Genomic DNA, 15,007 nt, shown 5'->3' with positions numbered 1-15,007 from the left:
TGCGATCACTCGACCATGAACATCGGCTGGCCGAATTCGACAGCCTGGCCGTTCTGCACCAGCACCTGGGTCACAGTGCCCGTGATTTCGGCTTCGATTTCGTTCATGATCTTCATCGCTTCGATGATGCAGACCGGTTGACCGAGCTTGATGACGCTGCCCACCTCGATCAGCGGCTTGCCGCCCGGGGTCGACGAAGCGTAGAAGGTGCCGACCATTGGCGACTTGATGGCCACACCCGCAGCGGCGGCCGGTGCGGCAGGGGCTGCGTCGGCGGCGGGCAGTGCAGGGGCCGGCGCCATGGGCGCGCTGGCCATGGGCATCGACATCATCGGAGCGGCGAAAGCAGCGCCACCCGACTTCACGATGCGCACCTTGCCTTCGTTCTCGGTGATTTCAAGCTCGGCGATGTTCGACTCTGACACCAGATCGATCAGGGTCTTGAGTTTGCGCAGGTCCATGAGAATTTTTTCTCCTGTCAGGAAGAAGGGAAGGGGCCCCGGTCGCGGCCGGGTGGCACGTCTGGGAAGGCGCTGGCACATGCAAGCGCCGTGCCGTCACCAAATCGCTGCATGCTATGCGCAGCAAAGTGCCGGATTATGCGGAATCTGGCCCTAACTGGAAGTTACGCCCCCTATCTTTAGGAGGCGTCATGCTTGCTCCAGCAAAATGCCGAGCCATGTGGCTTGACTGCGGAAGCGCGGACTTTACGCGCTTTGGCCGGTATTCGTAATGAATTGGCCCAAAATAAAGTCGCGATGCCGCGTTCGGTCAGCGCTTGCGCAAGGCGGCTGCCCAGCCGAGCAGCTCCGCTTCCGTGGTCGCGCCCAGTTTGCGGCCTTGGACCTCACCGTCGGCGGAGATGAGCACAGTAAAAGGCAGGCCGCCCGCGGAATTGCCCAAATCCCGCACCAGATCCAGGCCTGTGGCCCCAGCCAGCGCAATTGGGAAGCTTACAGGAGTTTGCGTCAAAAAATGTTTGACGGGCTCAGCCTGATCGATTGCCAGGCCCAGCACCTGGCCGCCCTGCGGCTGCCAGGCCGCCGCAAAACGGTCCAGCTCCGGCATTTCGGCCACGCAGGGCTTGCACCAGGCAGCCCAGAAATTGACCAGCAAAGGCCGCCCCTGGAAGGCCCGCAAGGCCAGCGGCGGGCCGGCCGGCGTGGGCAGTTCGAGCTGCCACAGGCGCGCCAGCGCGGCAGCGGTGGGATCTGGCGACGAACCCCAGCGCTGCCAGCCCACGCCCGCGCCCAGCGCGCCCACGGCGGCCAGGCCCAGCAGCCAGTGGCGCCGGGTGGCGACGGGAACCGTTTCGGCTTCAGCGCCGGCCCTGGCTTCGGCTTCAGTGCGCATGGTCTTGCGCCTCGCTGGCCAGCAGGCGACGCAAGGCGGTGGCATCGCCGCGCCAACTGCGGCCGTTGGTGTCCGGTTTCAGCGCGCCGCGCAGTGCCAAGTACTCGTGCACGACAAAGTGCAGCGCCACCGGCTCGTCCAGCCCGGGTGCGCGGTCCACGGTGCTCAGCACCAGCGCTTCGTGTTCGCCTGCGCCGCCGCTGTCGAAATCCAGGCCGGCGTTGAGGAAGGCGATCTCGGCGGATTTTTCATCATCGCAATACAGGTCGATGATCAGGTTCGACAGCCGGGTGGCCGTGCCGCGCCAGACGGCGCCGCCCAGGTGCGGGCGGAATTCACCCAGCTGGCCCAGCCGTGTCATCCAGCGCAGCGCCAGTTCGCGCAGCGCGCGCAACTCGGCCGGCTGGGTGTCGGCGCAGAACAGTGCGAGGTAGTCGCGCACTTCATCTTCGACCTGCTCGTTGGAAGGCAGCTCGCCCTGGCGGCTGCTGCGCCGGCCCAGGTCGCGCGCCGCCTTGCGCTTGGCAGCGCTGTATTCCAGCCCTTCCTCGACGACCAGCCGGGCGGCAGTGGCGGCGATCTGGGCGGTGGCTTCGGTATGGCTCATGCGGCGCTCCTGGGCAAATGGGTCACGGTGACCGGCCGTGATGGCCGGCCACTCAGGGCAGCTCGACCGCGCCCATGCGGGCCACGATGGTGCCCGAGCGGCCGATCACATACGCCGAGCCGGGTTGTTTCTCGAAGCGCTTGGGCGCCGGCAGCATCACCGCCAGCCGGGCCGCGGCAGGTGCGGAGAGCTTGCTGGCCCCGACATGGAAATAGTGGCGCGCGGCAGCTTCCGCGCCAAACACGCCTTCACCCCATTCCACGCTGTTGAGGTAAATGGCCAGGATGCGGCGCTTGCCCAGCAGGCCTTCGAGCATGAAGGTGATGACGAATTCCTGAGCCTTGCGCAGCGCGGTGCGTTCGCCCGAGAGGAACAGGTTTTTTGCGAGCTGCTGGGAGATGGTCGAGCCGCCAACGACCTTGGGCACCGCACGCGTGAGTGGCTTGGCAGGTGCCGTCTTGCGCGTGGCCTCGCGCTGCTCGATGCGCTCGTTGACCTTCTCGGCCCGCACCTCGGCCTTCTGGTTGCGATCCCAGGCCTTCTCGAGCGCGTCCCACTCGACGCCGGCATGGTCGACAAAACCGGCGTCCTCGCTGGCGATCACCGCGCGCTTCAGGTTGGGCGAAATCTCGTCGTCGGCCACCCAGTCCTGCGACCAGCTGAGCTGGTGCGTCTCGCGCAACAGGCGCCAGGCTTCGCTGCGCTGGAAACTGGTGGACTGCGGGTCGATCAACAGCATCAGCGCCACGCGCAGCAGGAAATACAGCTGCAGCGCGACCGCGCTCAGCACCAGCAGTGCCAGCAAGCGGGCGAGCTGGCCCCAGGCGGTTTTCATGCCGCCGCATCCACTTCGGCGCGCAGCCGGGCCAGCACGTCGCCAGTCTCGGGCCGCATGCCGCGCCACAGCGCAAACGCTTCGGCCGCCTGTTCGACCAGCATGCCCAGGCCGTCACGGCCACGCGCGCCGTGCTGGGCTGCCCAACCGAGGAAGGGCCGCGCGGCGGGGCCGTACATCAGGTCGACCACCAGGCAGTCCGAGCCCAGCACCTTGGCTGGCACCGGCGAGGCCTGGCCGGCCAGGCTGCTGGCGCTGGCATTCAGCACCAAGTCAAACGCGCTGCCAGGCTCGTCCAGGCCGTCGGCCTGCAGCGCCACGCCGTGTTCTGCCGCCAGCGCACGGTGGCTGGCGGCCAGCCGCAGCGCCTTGTCCGGGCTGCGGTTGACGATGCGCAGCTCGGCCGGCGCTTCGGCCAGCAGCGGTCCCAGCACGCCGGCTGCCGCGCCGCCAGCGCCGACCAGCAGCACGCGGCTGCCGGCGATGGCTTGCTGTGCGTTGTGCACCAGGTCGCGGACCAGGCCGGCACCGTCTGTGTTGTCGGCAAACCAGCCGGCGCTGTCACGGCGCAGGAAATTGGCTGCACCGGCCAAGCGCGCGCGCGCCGAAGCATGCTGGGCCTGCGCAAAGGCTTCGAACTTGAACGGCACGCTGACATTGCAGCCCCGCCCACCCGCATCGGCAAAGGCCTGCAGCGAGGCGGCGAAGCCGTCCAGCGGTGCGGTGATCGCCTCGTAGCGCAGCGACTGGCCGGTGGCCTCGGCGAACCAGGTGTGGATGCGCGGCGAGCGGCTGTGTGAGATCGGGTTGCCGAAGACGGCGTAGCGGTCGGGAGAGGCAGGCATCAGCGCAAGGACGGCGGCGTCGGGAAGGTCATTGGCGAATCGTCGCTTCGGCGGTGGCTTCCAGCCCGTCGGTGCGGGTGAAGCGGAAGCGCGAGGTGACGACGATCTGGTCGGCCTGGCGCCGCATCGGGTCGGTGAACTTGCCGAAGGGCCCGGCGGCATGCACGATGGCCACGGCGCGGCGGTTCAGCTCGGCCGATTTCGAAGGCCGCACCACATCGGCGTCTATCAGCTGGCCGGTGGCATCAATGGTCAGGTTCATCGTCAGCTCGCCGTACAACTTCTGGCCCTTGTACTGCGGGAAGTCCCGCGTGCCACGTTCCTCGATCTTGCGGCGCAGGCTGTCGTAATAGATCGCGTAGACCTCTTCGCGCGTGGCCGGGCTGATGTAGCGCTTCTTGGGCCGCGCGTTTTCCTCGTTGATGCGCTTCTCGATCTCGGCCAGCGTGCGCAGCATCTGGCGCCTGCGTTCCTCGCGCTCGGCCTCTTCGCGCGACATCACCGGCTTGCTCGGGTCCGGTGGGGGTAGCAGCGCCAGCTCGCGGCGGATGTCGGCCAGCAGTTGCTGCTGCACGTCCTGCATCTGCTTGATCTGGCGCTGCGCGTCGTCCAGCGCCTCGCCGGGCAGCGAGAAGGGCGATGGCGGCAGCGGCGAGGTGGCGCGGCCGGTTTCGGCCTCGCCGCCGCCGGCCAGGCTGGCCTGGGCGATCGCCTGGGCTTTTTCCGGCCGCTCGTCGCTGCGCGCGTTGACCAGTACCACTTCCAGCGGCGTGTCCTCGAAGATGCGGTTGAAACGCTCCGGGTCCACGAAGCGCAGGCTCAGCAGCACGGCATGCAGCGCCACCGAGACCAGCAGCGCGGTTTGCAGCACCGTGGGGCGCCAGGAGGTGCGGGGCGGTGGCGCGGCGGCGGCAGGCGAATTCATCGTCGGCGGGCGAGGTGGGCGGTGGCGGGTGGCGACTGCAGGGGCGGCGGGCTCAGCCCGCGTCGGCGGCGGGCGCCGGTGGCGCGGCGTCGCCATCGGCCAGGTCGATGGCCAAGGTGAGGCCACCGGCGGCAGGCGCTTCGTCCTGGTCGTCCTGCGCTTCGTCGGCCTCTTCGGCTGGCGCGGCGCCCGGGTCGTCCAGGCGCACCAGCAGGTTGGCGTGCAGGTCCAGCGTCAGCAGGTCCAGGCCGGTGATGCGCACGCGCACGCGGGCATTGCGCGGCATCGCCTCGGTGCCCAGCGCGCGGAAGACCAGCGGCAGCGTTTCGGCGCGCACCAGGCCGTCCTTCATCACGCTGGCGTCCAGCTCGGTCACGCCGTTCTGCTCCAGCCAGCGCAGGGTCCAGAAGCGCTCGATGGCCTGCTGGAAGCCGTTGTAGGCCGAATAGGCGGCGTCGAAGCTGGAAATGACCGAGAACAGCGTCGCGTCCTTGGGCTTGAACGGGGCGACCAGCGCCGCGGTGCGGCCGTGGCGGGCGCAGGCAATGATCTGCCACTGGTTCACCAGGTCCACATAACGGCGCAGCGGCGAGGTGGCCCAGCTGTACTGCGCCACGCCCATGCCGGCATGCGGGGCCGGGCGCACACCCATGCGCACCTTCACGCCGGGCGCCATGCTGGGCTGGCTGCGGTAGATGCCGGGCACGCCCACGTCGCCCATCAGCCCGCCCCAGGTGCTGTTGGCCAGGATCATCGCCTCGGAGACGATCAGGTCCAGCGGCGCGCCGCGCTTGCGCTCGGTGATGATGACGGTCTCGCTGCCGGCCGGCTCGCTGCCGCTGCCGTCGAGCTTGAAGTTGTAGTCGGGCCGGTTGAAGTTCTCCGGCTTGCCGCGTACCACTTCGCGCGCCGCCTTCAGGTGCCGCGCCAGGCGGAAGCAGAAGGCCAGCTCGGGCGCAAACGCATAGTCAGCCGGCGCCTCGCCGGTCAACGAGGCTTCGGTGATCACCGCGTCCAGCTGGTCGTGGCGCAGGTTGGCCGCAATCGGCACGCGCTCCAGCCTGGTCTCGGTGCCCTTCACCTCCAACGTGGTTTCGTCGAAGCGCACGTACAGGCTGACGGCCGGGCAGTCGCGGCCTTCGATCAGTGTGTAGGCCTGCACCACCTCGTCGGGCAGCATGGTCAGCTTCCAGCCCGGCATGTAGACGGTGGACAGGCGCTCGCGCGCGACCTTGTCGACCGGCGAATCCGGCTGGATGGCCAGGCCAGGTGCGGCGATGTGCACGCCGAAGCTGATCTCGCCGCTGCCCAGGCCGGTGACGGACAGCGCATCGTCGATCTCGGTGGTCTGCGAATCGTCGATCGAGAAGGCCTGCACGGCAGCCAGCGGCAGCTCGTCGGGGATCTGGGGGGCCTGCAGCGGCGGGAAGCCGGTGCCCTTGGGAAATTCCTCGAACAGGAAACGCTGCCAGTGGAATTGGTAGGGGCTGTTGATCGCGCCGGCCTCTTTCAGTAGGTCCAGCGGGGCACGCTGGCTGCGCTTGGAGGCTTCGACCACGGCCTTGTATTCGGGCGCGTTCTTGTCCGGCTTGAAGAGGATCTTGTAGAGCTGATCGCGGATCGGCGCGGGGGTGTTGCCACCGGCCAGCTCCGCCGCCCAGGCGTCGATCTGCGCGGCCTGCTGGGCCTTGCGTTCGATCCCCAGCAGGGCAGCCTTGACGATTTCTTCCGGCGCCTTCTTGAACTGGCCCTTGCCGGCGCGGCGGAAGTAGTGCGGCGCCTCGAACAGGCGGAACAGCGCGGCGGCCTGCAGCTCCAGGCCGGCCTGGGCCGAGAAATAGTCCTTTGCGAACTCGGCAAAGCCGAACTCGCCTTCGGGCGCAAATTCCCAGGCCAGGTCCAGGTCGATCTCGGCGGCCTTGGCCTGCGCGGAGGCGATCAGTTCTGCCGGCTGCGGCTTCTCGAAGCGCAGCAGCACATTGGCGGTTTTCACTTTGACGCGCTTGCCCGATTCCAGCTCGATCTGCATCGAACTGTCGGCCTCGGACATCACACGGCCAGCGAGGAATTTGCCGGCATCATCGAACAGGGCATAAGTCACCGGCGGATTGTCGCTGAAGGCACGGCACCCGCCGCGGGCGTGTCGGACAAGCCGAGAAAGTCCAGCACAAAGGCCAGCGGGCCGCCGAACGCGCTCAGCGCGTGGTCGCTGCCTTCGAGCAGCAGGGTCTTGGCGCCGGCATGGCGGGCGCTCATCTCGTGCCAGTCCAGCACCTCGTCGCCTTTGGCAATGACGGCGGCGTAGCGCTCGGGTCGTGTCAGGAAGGCGGGCTTCATCGCCTCCAGCTCCGGGATGAACTCGGCGCGGAAATAAAAGCGTTGCTCCGGTGTCTGCCAGGTGCTTTGCTCGCCAATGTGCTTGGCAAGGTCGCGCGCCGGGTTGACCGCAGGGTTCAGCAGCACCGCAGGGCAGCCCAGCCGCTCGGCCAGCACGCTGGCGTAGAACCCGCCAAGCGAACTGCCGATGATCGCCATGCGCTCGTGTGGCCAGTCGGCCACGCCCTGCAGCGCCAGCGCGATGGCCTCGGCCGGCGAGGGCGGCAGCTGCGGGCACCAGAACTGCAGTTCGGGGCGGTGCTCGGCCAGCCAGCGGCCCACCACCTGGGCCTTCATCGACTGCGGGGAAGAGCGGAAACCGTGCAGGTAGAGCAAATGGCTGGGCGGGACGGGCATCGCACCAGTGTAGGCGGCGGCCCTGGGCACAGGCCTTGCTGAGGAAACTGGGCATTGACGGCGTTGGCCGGCCCCGACAAAGTGCGCGGTTTTGCAACCGGGCAGGCCGCCGGGCCGTCGACTTGCCGGAACCAGACTTCGAGCCGCCGGTTCACAAGACCGCGGCCGCTTTTGGCGGTTTTTCCGCCCTTCTTCCTGTCAGCCAGATCCCGGCTGGCGTTGTTCATCGCCTTCATGCCCATCCAACACCTCGCCTTGTCCCGCCGGCTGCGCCCGGCGCGTTCTGTCCTGACCGTGGCCGCCTTGCTGGCGCTGAGCAGTGCCGCCCTGGCCATCGTGCCGCCGCAGGCCGTGGCCCAGGCGGCTTCCGGCGCCGCAGCCGCGCCGCCGGCCGCGGGCGCCAGCGCACCGGCCGGCGCCAAGCCGGTGGATCCGGCGGCGCCCAAGCCGTTTGCCGACGTCAGCCGCGACGCCACCCGCACCGACGGTTTCGTGCCGTTCTGGCGCAAGGAAGAGAAGGTCTGGCTGGAAATCGCCCCCGAGCAGCTGAACAAGCCCTTCCTGCTGACGGCCAACATCGCCCAGTCGGTTGGCGAGCGCGGCCTGTATGCCAGCCAGATGGGGCCGGACTGGATGGTCGAGTGGCGGCGCATCGGCAACCTGGTGCAGCTCGTCGCGCTGAACAACGAATTCCGCCCCGGCACCGACACGGCATCGCGCGAAAGCGTGCGCCAGGCCTTCTCGGAAAGCCTGATCGGCTCGGCGGCGGTCGCCAGTGCGCCGCACCCGGAGCGCAAGAGCTTCCTGGTCGACGCCAGCTTTCTGCTCGCCGACCTGGTGGGTTATTCAACCCGGCTGGAAGCCGCCTTTCGCCTGCCGTATGGCCTGGACCGCGGCAATTCCTCATTCGACCAGTTGCGCGCCGATGCCAGCCTGACCTCGCTGAGCGCCAGGCTGCACTTCAGCACGCCGCGCCTGCCGGCGCCGCCAATGACGCCGCCGCCGGTGCCGATGCCGCCGCCGCCCACCACCACGCCGGACCCGCGCAGCCTGTTCGTCACCGTCGTCTACAGCATGGCCAAGTTGCCCGAGCAGCCGATGGCTGCGCGCCTGGCCGACCCACGGCTGGGTCATTTCACCGAAGACTTCACCGACTTCAGCGGCGACTTCAAGCCCAACCAGCGGGTGCACTACATCACCCGCTGGCGGCTGGAAAAGAAGGACCCTGCAGCGCCGCTGTCGGAGCCGGTCAAGCCCATCACCTATTGGCTGGACCGCAACATCCCGGAGCGCTACCGCGGCGCCGTCACGGCCGGCATCCTGGAATGGAACAAGGCCTTCGAGAAGATCGGCTACAAGGACGCGGTCGTCGTCAAGCAGCAGCCGGACGATGCCGACTTCGACACCCTGGACGCCGAACACGCGTCGATCCGCTGGTTCGTCGGCTCCGACGTGGGCTTTGCCATCGGCCCGAGCAAGCACGACCCGCGCAGTGGCGAGATCCTGGACGCCGACATCGGCATGAGCGATGTGTTCGGCCGCGGTGCGCGCCGGCTGATCGTCGAAGACCTGGGTGGCAGCAGCGCGAACAGCGCGGCGCGGAACTCCGTGCTGTCAGCCCGTGAAGCCGCCGAGCATTGCGACTACGAACACGAGTCCGCCGCCGAGATGGGCTTCGCGATGGACCTGCTGGAATCGCGTGGCGACATCGCGCCCGACAGCCCGGAGGCCAACGCCTTTGTGCAGGCGGTGATCAAGGACACCATCATGCATGAGGTGGGTCACACGCTGGGCCTGAAGCACAACTTCAAGGCTTCCACCACCATCAGCCAGGCGCAGTTGAAGGACAAGGCCTGGACCGACGCGCACGGCGTCTCCGGTTCGGTGATGGACTACAACGCCTACAACCTGCCGCTGCGCGGCGAGACCGCGGCCGCGCCGAACAACAGCACGCTGGGCCCGTACGACTACTGGGCCATCGAATACGCTTACAAGCCAATCGCGCCCGAGCAAGAGGCGGTCGAGCTGGGCCGCATTGCCGGCCGCAGCACCGAGCCTGCGCTGGCCTATGCCGACGATGCCGATGCCGAAGGCGGCCCGATTGGCGGCCTGGATCCGCTGGCCAACCGCTTCGACCTGGGCGACGACCCGCTGGCCTACTACAAGAAGCGCCTGACGCTGTCCAGGGAACTCTGGGAGCGCGTGCAGGCCCGCACGCCGCACGCGGGTGACGACCCGCTGCGCGCGCGCCGTTCGCTGGCCAGCGGTTTCCGCCAGCTGCGCAACCTGCCGGAGATGACCGCCAAGTACGTGGGCGGCATGGAGACCGTGCGCGACCTGCCTGGCACCACTGGCCGGCCGGCCTACAAGCCGGTGGCCCCGGCGCGCCAGCGCGAGGCGCTGAAGTTCCTGGCCGACGGCGTGTTCAGCGTCGACAGTTTCCAGTTCCGCCCTGAGTTCCTGGCCTCGCTGAGCCCGGACTACACCGAGTGGGAACGCGACAAGCCGGTGCCGATCCCGGCCATCGTGCTGGCCTTGCAAAGCCAGGCGCTGGACCGCCTGATGGCCGCCAGCACCGCGCAGCGGGTGCTGGACCTGCCGGCCTACCTGAGCCCGGCCGAACGCAAGGGCACACTGACGCTGGACGAGGTCTACGGCACGCTGCAGTCAGCCGTGTGGAGCGAGCTGAAGAGCGGCAAGGAGATCGACAGCATGCGCCGCAACCTGCAGCGTGAGCACCTGAAGCGGGTTGTCACCGTGCTGACCCGTGGCGGCGCCGGCCTGCCGGCCGATGCCGTCAGCCTGGTGCGCTGGCAGGCGGTGAAGCTGCAGGGCGAGCTGCGCACGGCGGCCAACAAGCCCACGCTGTCGGTCGACAGCCGTGCCCACCTGGCCGAAAGCCTGTCCAGCCTGAACGAGGCGCTGAAGGCTTCGATGAACCGGATCTGACACTGGTCAGCCGAAACGAAAAAGGGTCCGCGAGGACCCTTTTTCCATGGCGCGCAGGGCGCGTGGCGCTCAGGCCTTGCCGGCCTTGGCCGCCAGCGCGGCCAGCAGCTTCTCGTGCACGCCGCCAAAGCCGCCGTTGCTCATGCACAGCACATGGTCGCCCGGCCTGGCGGCCGCCACCACGGCCTTGACGGTGGCCTCGATGGTCGGGCAGACGATGGCCTGCTCGCCCATCGGCGCCAGTGCCTCGGCGGCGTCCCAGCCCAGGCCGCCGCTGTGGCAGAAGGCCAGATCGGCTTCTTCCAGCGCCCAGGGCAGCTGGGCCTTCATGGCCCCCAGCTTCATGGTGTTCGAGCGCGGCTCGAAGACGGCCAGGATGCGGTCCAGGCCCACCTTGCGGCGCAGGCCGTTGACGGTGGTGCGGATGGCAGTGGGGTGGTGCGCGAAGTCGTCGTAGACCTGCACGCCACCCGCCTCGCCGCGCAGCTCCAGCCGGCGGCGCACGTTCTGGAAGCTGCCCAGGGCTGATGCTGCGGCTTCGGGCGTCACGCCCACATGCTCGGCCGCGGCAATCGTCGCCAGCGCGTTGAGCTGGTTGTGCTCACCCAGCAGCGGCCATTCGACGTGGGCGATCTTCATCGAGCCGCGCAGCACGTCGAAGCTCTGCGGCTCGCCGCGCGCGCGCAGCGTGCCCGGTTCTTCCTTGCGGGCGCCAAAGCGCTGCACCGTGCTCCAGCAGCCGCGCTCCAGCACCCGCTGCAGCGCGTCTTCGCGGGCGTTGACGACCAGCCGGCCCTGGGCCGGCACGGTGCGCACCAGGTGGTGGAACTGGGTCTCGATGGCGGCCAGGTCGACAAAGATGTCGGCGTGGTCGAACTCGAGGTTGTTCAGGATCGCGGTGCGCGGCCGGTAATGCACGAACTTGCTGCGCTTGTCGAAAAACGCGGTGTCGTATTCGTCCGCCTCGATGACAAACGGTGCGCCTGGTGCGGTGCTGCCCAGCCGCGCCGAGACGCCGAAGTTCTGCGGCACGCCGCCGACCAGGAAGCCCGGCTGCAGCCCGGCCTGGTCAAGCACCCAGGCCAGCATCGAGGTCGTGGTGGTCTTGCCGTGGGTGCCGGCAACGGCCAGCACATGCCGGCCCTGCAGCACGTTTTCTGCGAGCCACTGCGGGCCGCTGGTGTAGGGCGCGCCAGCGTCGAGGATGGCTTCCATCAGCGGGTTGCCGCGCACCACCACGTTGCCGATGACGAACATGTCGGGCTTGAGTGCCAGCTGCTCGGCGCCATAGCCTTCGATCAGCTCGATGCCCAGTGCGCGCAGCTGGTCGCTCATTGGCGGGTAGACATTGGCGTCGCAGCCGGTCACGCGGTGGCCGGCCTCGCGCGCCAGTGCCGCCAGGCCGCCCATGAAGGTGCCGCAGATGCCGAGGATGTGGAGGTGCATGTTGGAAAGGAGGCGGAGCGCAGCGCGCGGGCGCGCTGGTCAAGCAGGAATCGGGCTCTGGGTCGCTCAGGCGCGCAAATGCTGCATGCCGGCCCATTCTTCGCCGGGTGGCAGTTGCACCGGCTCGGCAATGCGGGCGGCCTCGATGCAGAGGAAGTGCTGCCACGCGTCGTCCGGCAGGTCCGTGATCTTCGCAGCACCGCTTTCGCCGGGGTTCCAGATGACCACGTCGTCGAAACCCTGCATCGCAATCGAGGCCTTGCGGCCGATCTCGCGCAGTGTCAGCGCCCGGTTCACCTGGCGGTAGACGCGGTCGATCGGGCCGGCGAGCGTCAGCACGTCGCCCCATTGCTGGCCGGTCTTGTGCGTTGCGTCCGGCGCGTTGTCCTCGAAATCGCAGCCTTGCAAGCCTTCGACCTGCAGCTTCGTCGGGTCGATGCAGCGCAGGTAGGTGTGCAGCGCGGCCTGGAAGCTGAAGGGTTTGTCGCCGGTGTTGGTCACCGCCAGTTCCAGGTCCAGCTCCTTGCCGGCCAGGCTCACCGTGAGTTCCAGCTCGAAGCGGTACGGCCAGTGCACGCGGGTCGCGATGTCATCGGTGAAGCGCAGCACACCGATGGCATGGCCGGCGCGCACCACCGATTCGGTGGCCTGCCACGAACGTGTGCGCACCAGGCCGTGGCGCGGCAGCGGGCCACGCTCATTGAACTGCGGGAAGATGACAGGCACGCCGCCGCGGATGGCGGCGCCAGCGCCGTACTTGGCGTCCGGCGACAGGTAGAGCTGCTCCTCGCCGCCGGCCGGGATCCACGAGACCACATGGCCACCGTGCAGCAGCACCGTGGCGCTGGCGCCGTCCGGCGCGCGCAAGCGCAGCGCAGGCTGGCCGAGGAAGCTGCCGAGGGCGACGGCGGGATTCAGGTCTTCACTCATGCTTGGGCAAACGCGCTGCGGGCCGCGGCGATGGTGTCGTCCAGGTCGGACTCGCTGTGGGCGGCGCTGACGAAGCCGGCTTCGTACAGCGCTGGCGCGAAGTACACGCCACGGTCCAGCATCTGGTGGAAGAAGCGGTTGAAGCGCGGCTGGTCGGTGGCCAGCACTTCGGGGTAGTTCTGCGGCAGCTCGCGGCCGAAGAAGAAGCCGAACATGCCGCCTTCGCTGTCGACCGCAAACGGCACGCCGGCCGCTTCGGCCGCGCCGGCCAGGCCTTGCACCAGGCGCCGGGTCTTGTCGGCCAGTGCTTCGTAGAAGCCGGGCTTGGCGATTTCCTTCAGCGTGGCCAGGCCGCAGGCGGTGGCCACCGGGTTGCCGCTCAAGGTGCCGGCCTGGTAGACCGGGCCCAGCGGTGCAAGCTGCTGCATGACCTTGCGGCTGGCGCCAAACGCGGCCAGCGGCATGCCGCCACCAATGACCTTGCCAAACACCGAGATGTCCGGCCGGAAGCCGGGGATGGCTTTGGCATACAGGCTTTGCGCCGAGCCGAGCGCGACGCGGAAACCCGTCATCACCTCGTCGAACACAAACAGCGCGCCGTGTTGGTCGCACAGCTCGCGGATGCGCTTGACAAACGGCACGCTGGCGCGCACGAAGTTCATGTTGCCGGCAATCGGCTCGATCATCACGCAGGCAATCTCGTCGCCCTGGGTGCGGAAGGCTTCTTCGATCTGCGCGATGTCGTTGTAGGCCAGCACCAGCGTGTGCTGCACCACTTCCTGCGGCACGCCGGCGGAGGTCGGGTGGCCGAAGGTGGCCAAGCCTGAGCCGGCCTTGACCAGCAGTGCGTCGGCATGTCCGTGGTAGCAGCCTTCGAATTTGATGATCTTGCTTCGGCCCGTGGCGCCACGCGCCAGGCGGATCGCGCTCATGCCGGCCTCGGTGCCGGAGCTGACCAGGCGCACCTGCTCGATGCTGGGCACGTGGCGGATGATCTCCTCGGCCAGCTCGACCTCGCGTTCGGTCGGTGCGCCGAAGCTGAAACCCTCATGCGCGGCCTTCAGCACGGCGTCCAGCACGGCCGGGTGGCCGTGGCCCAGGATCATCGGGCCCCAGGAGCCGATGTAGTCGATGTACCGTTGGCCCTCGGCGTCCCACATGTACGAGCCTTGGGCGCGGGCGATGAAGCGCGGCGTGCCGCCGACGGCGCGGAAGGCACGCACAGGCGAATTGACGCCGCCGGGAATGGACTGCTGCGCCCGCTCGAACAGGCTGGCGTTGCGGCCTTGGCTGAGATTCTCAGTGGACACGGCGCGAGCCTCCTGGCGGCAGCGCGGCGTCGTCCGGCGTCACCGCGCCAGGCTCGCCTGGCAGGACGGGGGGTTCTTCCTCGTCGGGCGGCAAGGCCCAGAAGAAGCGGTCCGGCACCACATGGCCCATGCCGGGGCGGAAACCCGCGTCCAGGCTCTGGTCCAGGAACTGCAGCGCTTCGCCGACGGCGGCCTGCAGCTCGCTGTTGACCGCCAGCAGCGAGGCCAGCGCGGCGGACAAGGTGTCGCCGGCGCCGACGAACGAGACTTCGAACAGTTCGAACTTCTCGCCGGTCAGGGCGCCCTGGGCCGAAGCCAGCACGTTGTCGATGAACTGCCCAGCCTTGGCCGGCAGCATCACGCCGGTCACCAGCACGAAGCGCGTGCCGTGTTCGGCCGCAGCCACCGCCAGCTCGCGCGGCGAGGCCGGGCGCTCGTTGTCCCATTCGGGCAGCAGGAAGTCGGTCAGCGTCTTGTGGTTGCCCACCAGCACCTCGGTGGCCGGCAGGATCAGCTCGCGGAAGGCATCCAGGTAGCTCTGCTGCTCGTCCTCGTCGACCCAGGACAGGTTGGGCAGGTACGAGACCAGCGGCACCTCGGCATAGTCGGACAGGATCTCGGCCACCGCGCTGACGTTTTCGGCCGAGCCCAGGAAGCCGACCTTGAAGCCGGTGACGGTGACGTCTTCCAGGATGCTGCGGGCCTGCTCGACGATGGCGTCGCCTTCGATCACATGCTGGTCGAAGATCTCGGCGGTGTCGCGCATGATGATGGTGGTGACCACCGGCAGTGCGTGGGCGCCCATCGCGGCGATGGTGGCGATGTCGCCGCCCAGGCCGCTGGCGCCGCTGGGATCGCTGGCGTTGAAGCTCATCACGCAGGCCGGCGACGGCGCTTCCTGCAAGGCGTCGTCGGCGGTGCCGGCGTCGGAGGGAATGTCTGTGGTCATGGTGATGGCCTGGCGCAAGGCGTTCGGCGGAAGGCGCGAACCGGCGGGCCGGCACGATGTGTGGATTGTTGGAGCTTTGTTTGAGCTGTGTTGTGTATGTGCCGACAAACCCTTGGGATTTCGCC

13 protein-coding genes are annotated in these 15,007 nt (G+C 68.4%); 1 reads left to right on the top strand and 12 read right to left on the bottom strand.

The genetic code is table 11. The annotated features are described in order from the left end of the window. Positions 1 to 5: 5 nt before the first annotated feature. From accB to ACAH41_RS22050, 8 genes are all read right to left on the bottom strand, one after another. Positions 6 to 461: an acetyl-CoA carboxylase biotin carboxyl carrier protein gene (gene accB / locus ACAH41_RS22085; protein ID WP_325650653.1), complete on the bottom strand. Its 456-nt coding sequence runs from the start codon at positions 459 to 461 to the stop codon at positions 6 to 8. A 310-nt stretch (positions 462 to 771) separates the two neighbouring features. Further along, positions 772 to 1,263: a TlpA disulfide reductase family protein gene (locus ACAH41_RS22080; RefSeq protein WP_325650412.1), complete on the bottom strand. Its 492-nt coding sequence runs from the start codon at positions 1,261 to 1,263 to the stop codon at positions 772 to 774. A 79-nt stretch (positions 1,264 to 1,342) separates the two neighbouring features. Further along, positions 1,343 to 1,960, bottom strand: coding sequence for a hypothetical protein (locus ACAH41_RS22075; protein ID WP_325650414.1), 618 nt, complete (start codon positions 1,958 to 1,960; stop codon positions 1,343 to 1,345). Positions 1,961 to 2,012: 52 nt separating this feature from the next. Then, positions 2,013 to 2,795: a transglycosylase domain-containing protein gene (locus ACAH41_RS22070; RefSeq protein ID WP_325650415.1), complete on the bottom strand. Its 783-nt coding sequence runs from the start codon at positions 2,793 to 2,795 to the stop codon at positions 2,013 to 2,015. Then, complete coding sequence (aroE, locus tag ACAH41_RS22065; protein ID WP_325650416.1) at positions 2,792 to 3,640, bottom strand: shikimate dehydrogenase; 849 nt, start codon at positions 3,638 to 3,640, stop codon at positions 2,792 to 2,794. Before aroE ends, ACAH41_RS22070 begins: the two co-directional genes overlap by 4 nt. A 28-nt stretch (positions 3,641 to 3,668) precedes the next feature. Continuing rightward, on the bottom strand, positions 3,669 to 4,565 hold the full coding sequence (locus tag ACAH41_RS22060; protein ID WP_325650417.1) for a TonB family protein: 897 nt from the start codon (positions 4,563 to 4,565) through the stop codon (positions 3,669 to 3,671). A 52-nt stretch (positions 4,566 to 4,617) separates the two neighbouring features. Further along, positions 4,618 to 6,666 (bottom strand): ribonuclease catalytic domain-containing protein, encoded by a 2,049-nt coding sequence (locus ACAH41_RS22055; RefSeq protein WP_370538467.1) that lies wholly within the window; start codon positions 6,664 to 6,666, stop codon positions 4,618 to 4,620. After that, the gene (locus ACAH41_RS22050) at positions 6,663 to 7,298 is read right to left on the bottom strand and encodes a YqiA/YcfP family alpha/beta fold hydrolase (RefSeq protein WP_325650418.1); all 636 of its coding nucleotides are present in this window, start codon (positions 7,296 to 7,298) and stop codon (positions 6,663 to 6,665) included. The genes ACAH41_RS22055 and ACAH41_RS22050 overlap by 4 nt, the downstream gene beginning before the upstream one ends. Positions 7,299 to 7,532: 234 nt before the next feature. On the opposite strand from ACAH41_RS22050, the gene ACAH41_RS22045 reads away from it, so the two are divergent. After that, on the top strand, positions 7,533 to 10,247 hold the full coding sequence (locus ACAH41_RS22045; protein ID WP_325650420.1) for a zinc-dependent metalloprotease: 2,715 nt from the start codon (positions 7,533 to 7,535) through the stop codon (positions 10,245 to 10,247). A gap of 69 nt (positions 10,248 to 10,316) precedes the next feature. Here the strand turns inward: ACAH41_RS22045 and mpl are convergent, their stop codons facing one another. The 4 genes from mpl to ACAH41_RS22025 form a co-directional block, all read right to left on the bottom strand. Beyond that, positions 10,317 to 11,693 carry a UDP-N-acetylmuramate:L-alanyl-gamma-D-glutamyl-meso-diaminopimelate ligase gene (gene mpl, locus ACAH41_RS22040; protein WP_325650422.1) on the bottom strand — a complete coding sequence of 459 codons (1,377 nt, stop codon included), beginning with the start codon at positions 11,691 to 11,693 and terminating at the stop codon, positions 10,317 to 10,319. Positions 11,694 to 11,759: 66 nt separating this feature from the next. After that, positions 11,760 to 12,623: a D-hexose-6-phosphate mutarotase gene (locus tag ACAH41_RS22035; RefSeq protein ID WP_325650423.1), complete on the bottom strand. Its 864-nt coding sequence runs from the start codon at positions 12,621 to 12,623 to the stop codon at positions 11,760 to 11,762. Then, a complete protein-coding gene (gene hemL / locus ACAH41_RS22030) occupies positions 12,620 to 13,933 on the bottom strand; it encodes a glutamate-1-semialdehyde 2,1-aminomutase (RefSeq protein WP_325650424.1) in 1,314 nt (437 codons plus the stop codon). Before hemL ends, ACAH41_RS22035 begins: the two co-directional genes overlap by 4 nt. After that, on the bottom strand, positions 13,923 to 14,882 hold the full coding sequence (locus ACAH41_RS22025) for a bifunctional hydroxymethylpyrimidine kinase/phosphomethylpyrimidine kinase (protein ID WP_325650426.1): 960 nt from the start codon (positions 14,880 to 14,882) through the stop codon (positions 13,923 to 13,925). Before ACAH41_RS22025 ends, hemL begins: the two co-directional genes overlap by 11 nt. Positions 14,883 to 15,007 lie beyond the last annotated feature (125 nt).

Origin of the sequence: Ideonella sp., from assembly GCF_041287625.1 — a bacterium.
Classification (GTDB): domain Bacteria; phylum Pseudomonadota; class Gammaproteobacteria; order Burkholderiales; family Burkholderiaceae_C; genus Ideonella.
This window is presented reverse-complemented; position numbering and strand designations above follow the sequence as displayed.

Bases quoted from the DNA above. Each gene is read 5' to 3' on its own strand.
- ACAH41_RS22060 (WP_325650417.1), bottom strand. From the start codon at position 4,565: ATGAATTCGCCTGCCGCCGCCGCGCCACCGCCCCGCACCTCCTGGCGC.
- ACAH41_RS22025 (WP_325650426.1), bottom strand. From the start codon at position 14,882: ATGACCACAGACATTCCCTCCGACGCCGGCACCGCCGACGACGCCTTG.
- ACAH41_RS22045 (WP_325650420.1), top strand. From the start codon at position 7,533: ATGCCCATCCAACACCTCGCCTTGTCCCGCCGGCTGCGCCCGGCGCGT.
- aroE (WP_325650416.1), bottom strand. From the start codon at position 3,640: ATGCCTGCCTCTCCCGACCGCTACGCCGTCTTCGGCAACCCGATCTCA.
- mpl (WP_325650422.1), bottom strand. From the start codon at position 11,693: ATGCACCTCCACATCCTCGGCATCTGCGGCACCTTCATGGGCGGCCTG.
- ACAH41_RS22035 (WP_325650423.1), bottom strand. From the start codon at position 12,623: ATGAGTGAAGACCTGAATCCCGCCGTCGCCCTCGGCAGCTTCCTCGGC.
- ACAH41_RS22070 (WP_325650415.1), bottom strand. From the start codon at position 2,795: ATGAAAACCGCCTGGGGCCAGCTCGCCCGCTTGCTGGCACTGCTGGTG.
- ACAH41_RS22075 (WP_325650414.1), bottom strand. From the start codon at position 1,960: ATGAGCCATACCGAAGCCACCGCCCAGATCGCCGCCACTGCCGCCCGG.
- accB (WP_325650653.1), bottom strand. From the start codon at position 461: ATGGACCTGCGCAAACTCAAGACCCTGATCGATCTGGTGTCAGAGTCG.
- ACAH41_RS22050 (WP_325650418.1), bottom strand. From the start codon at position 7,298: ATGCCCGTCCCGCCCAGCCATTTGCTCTACCTGCACGGTTTCCGCTCT.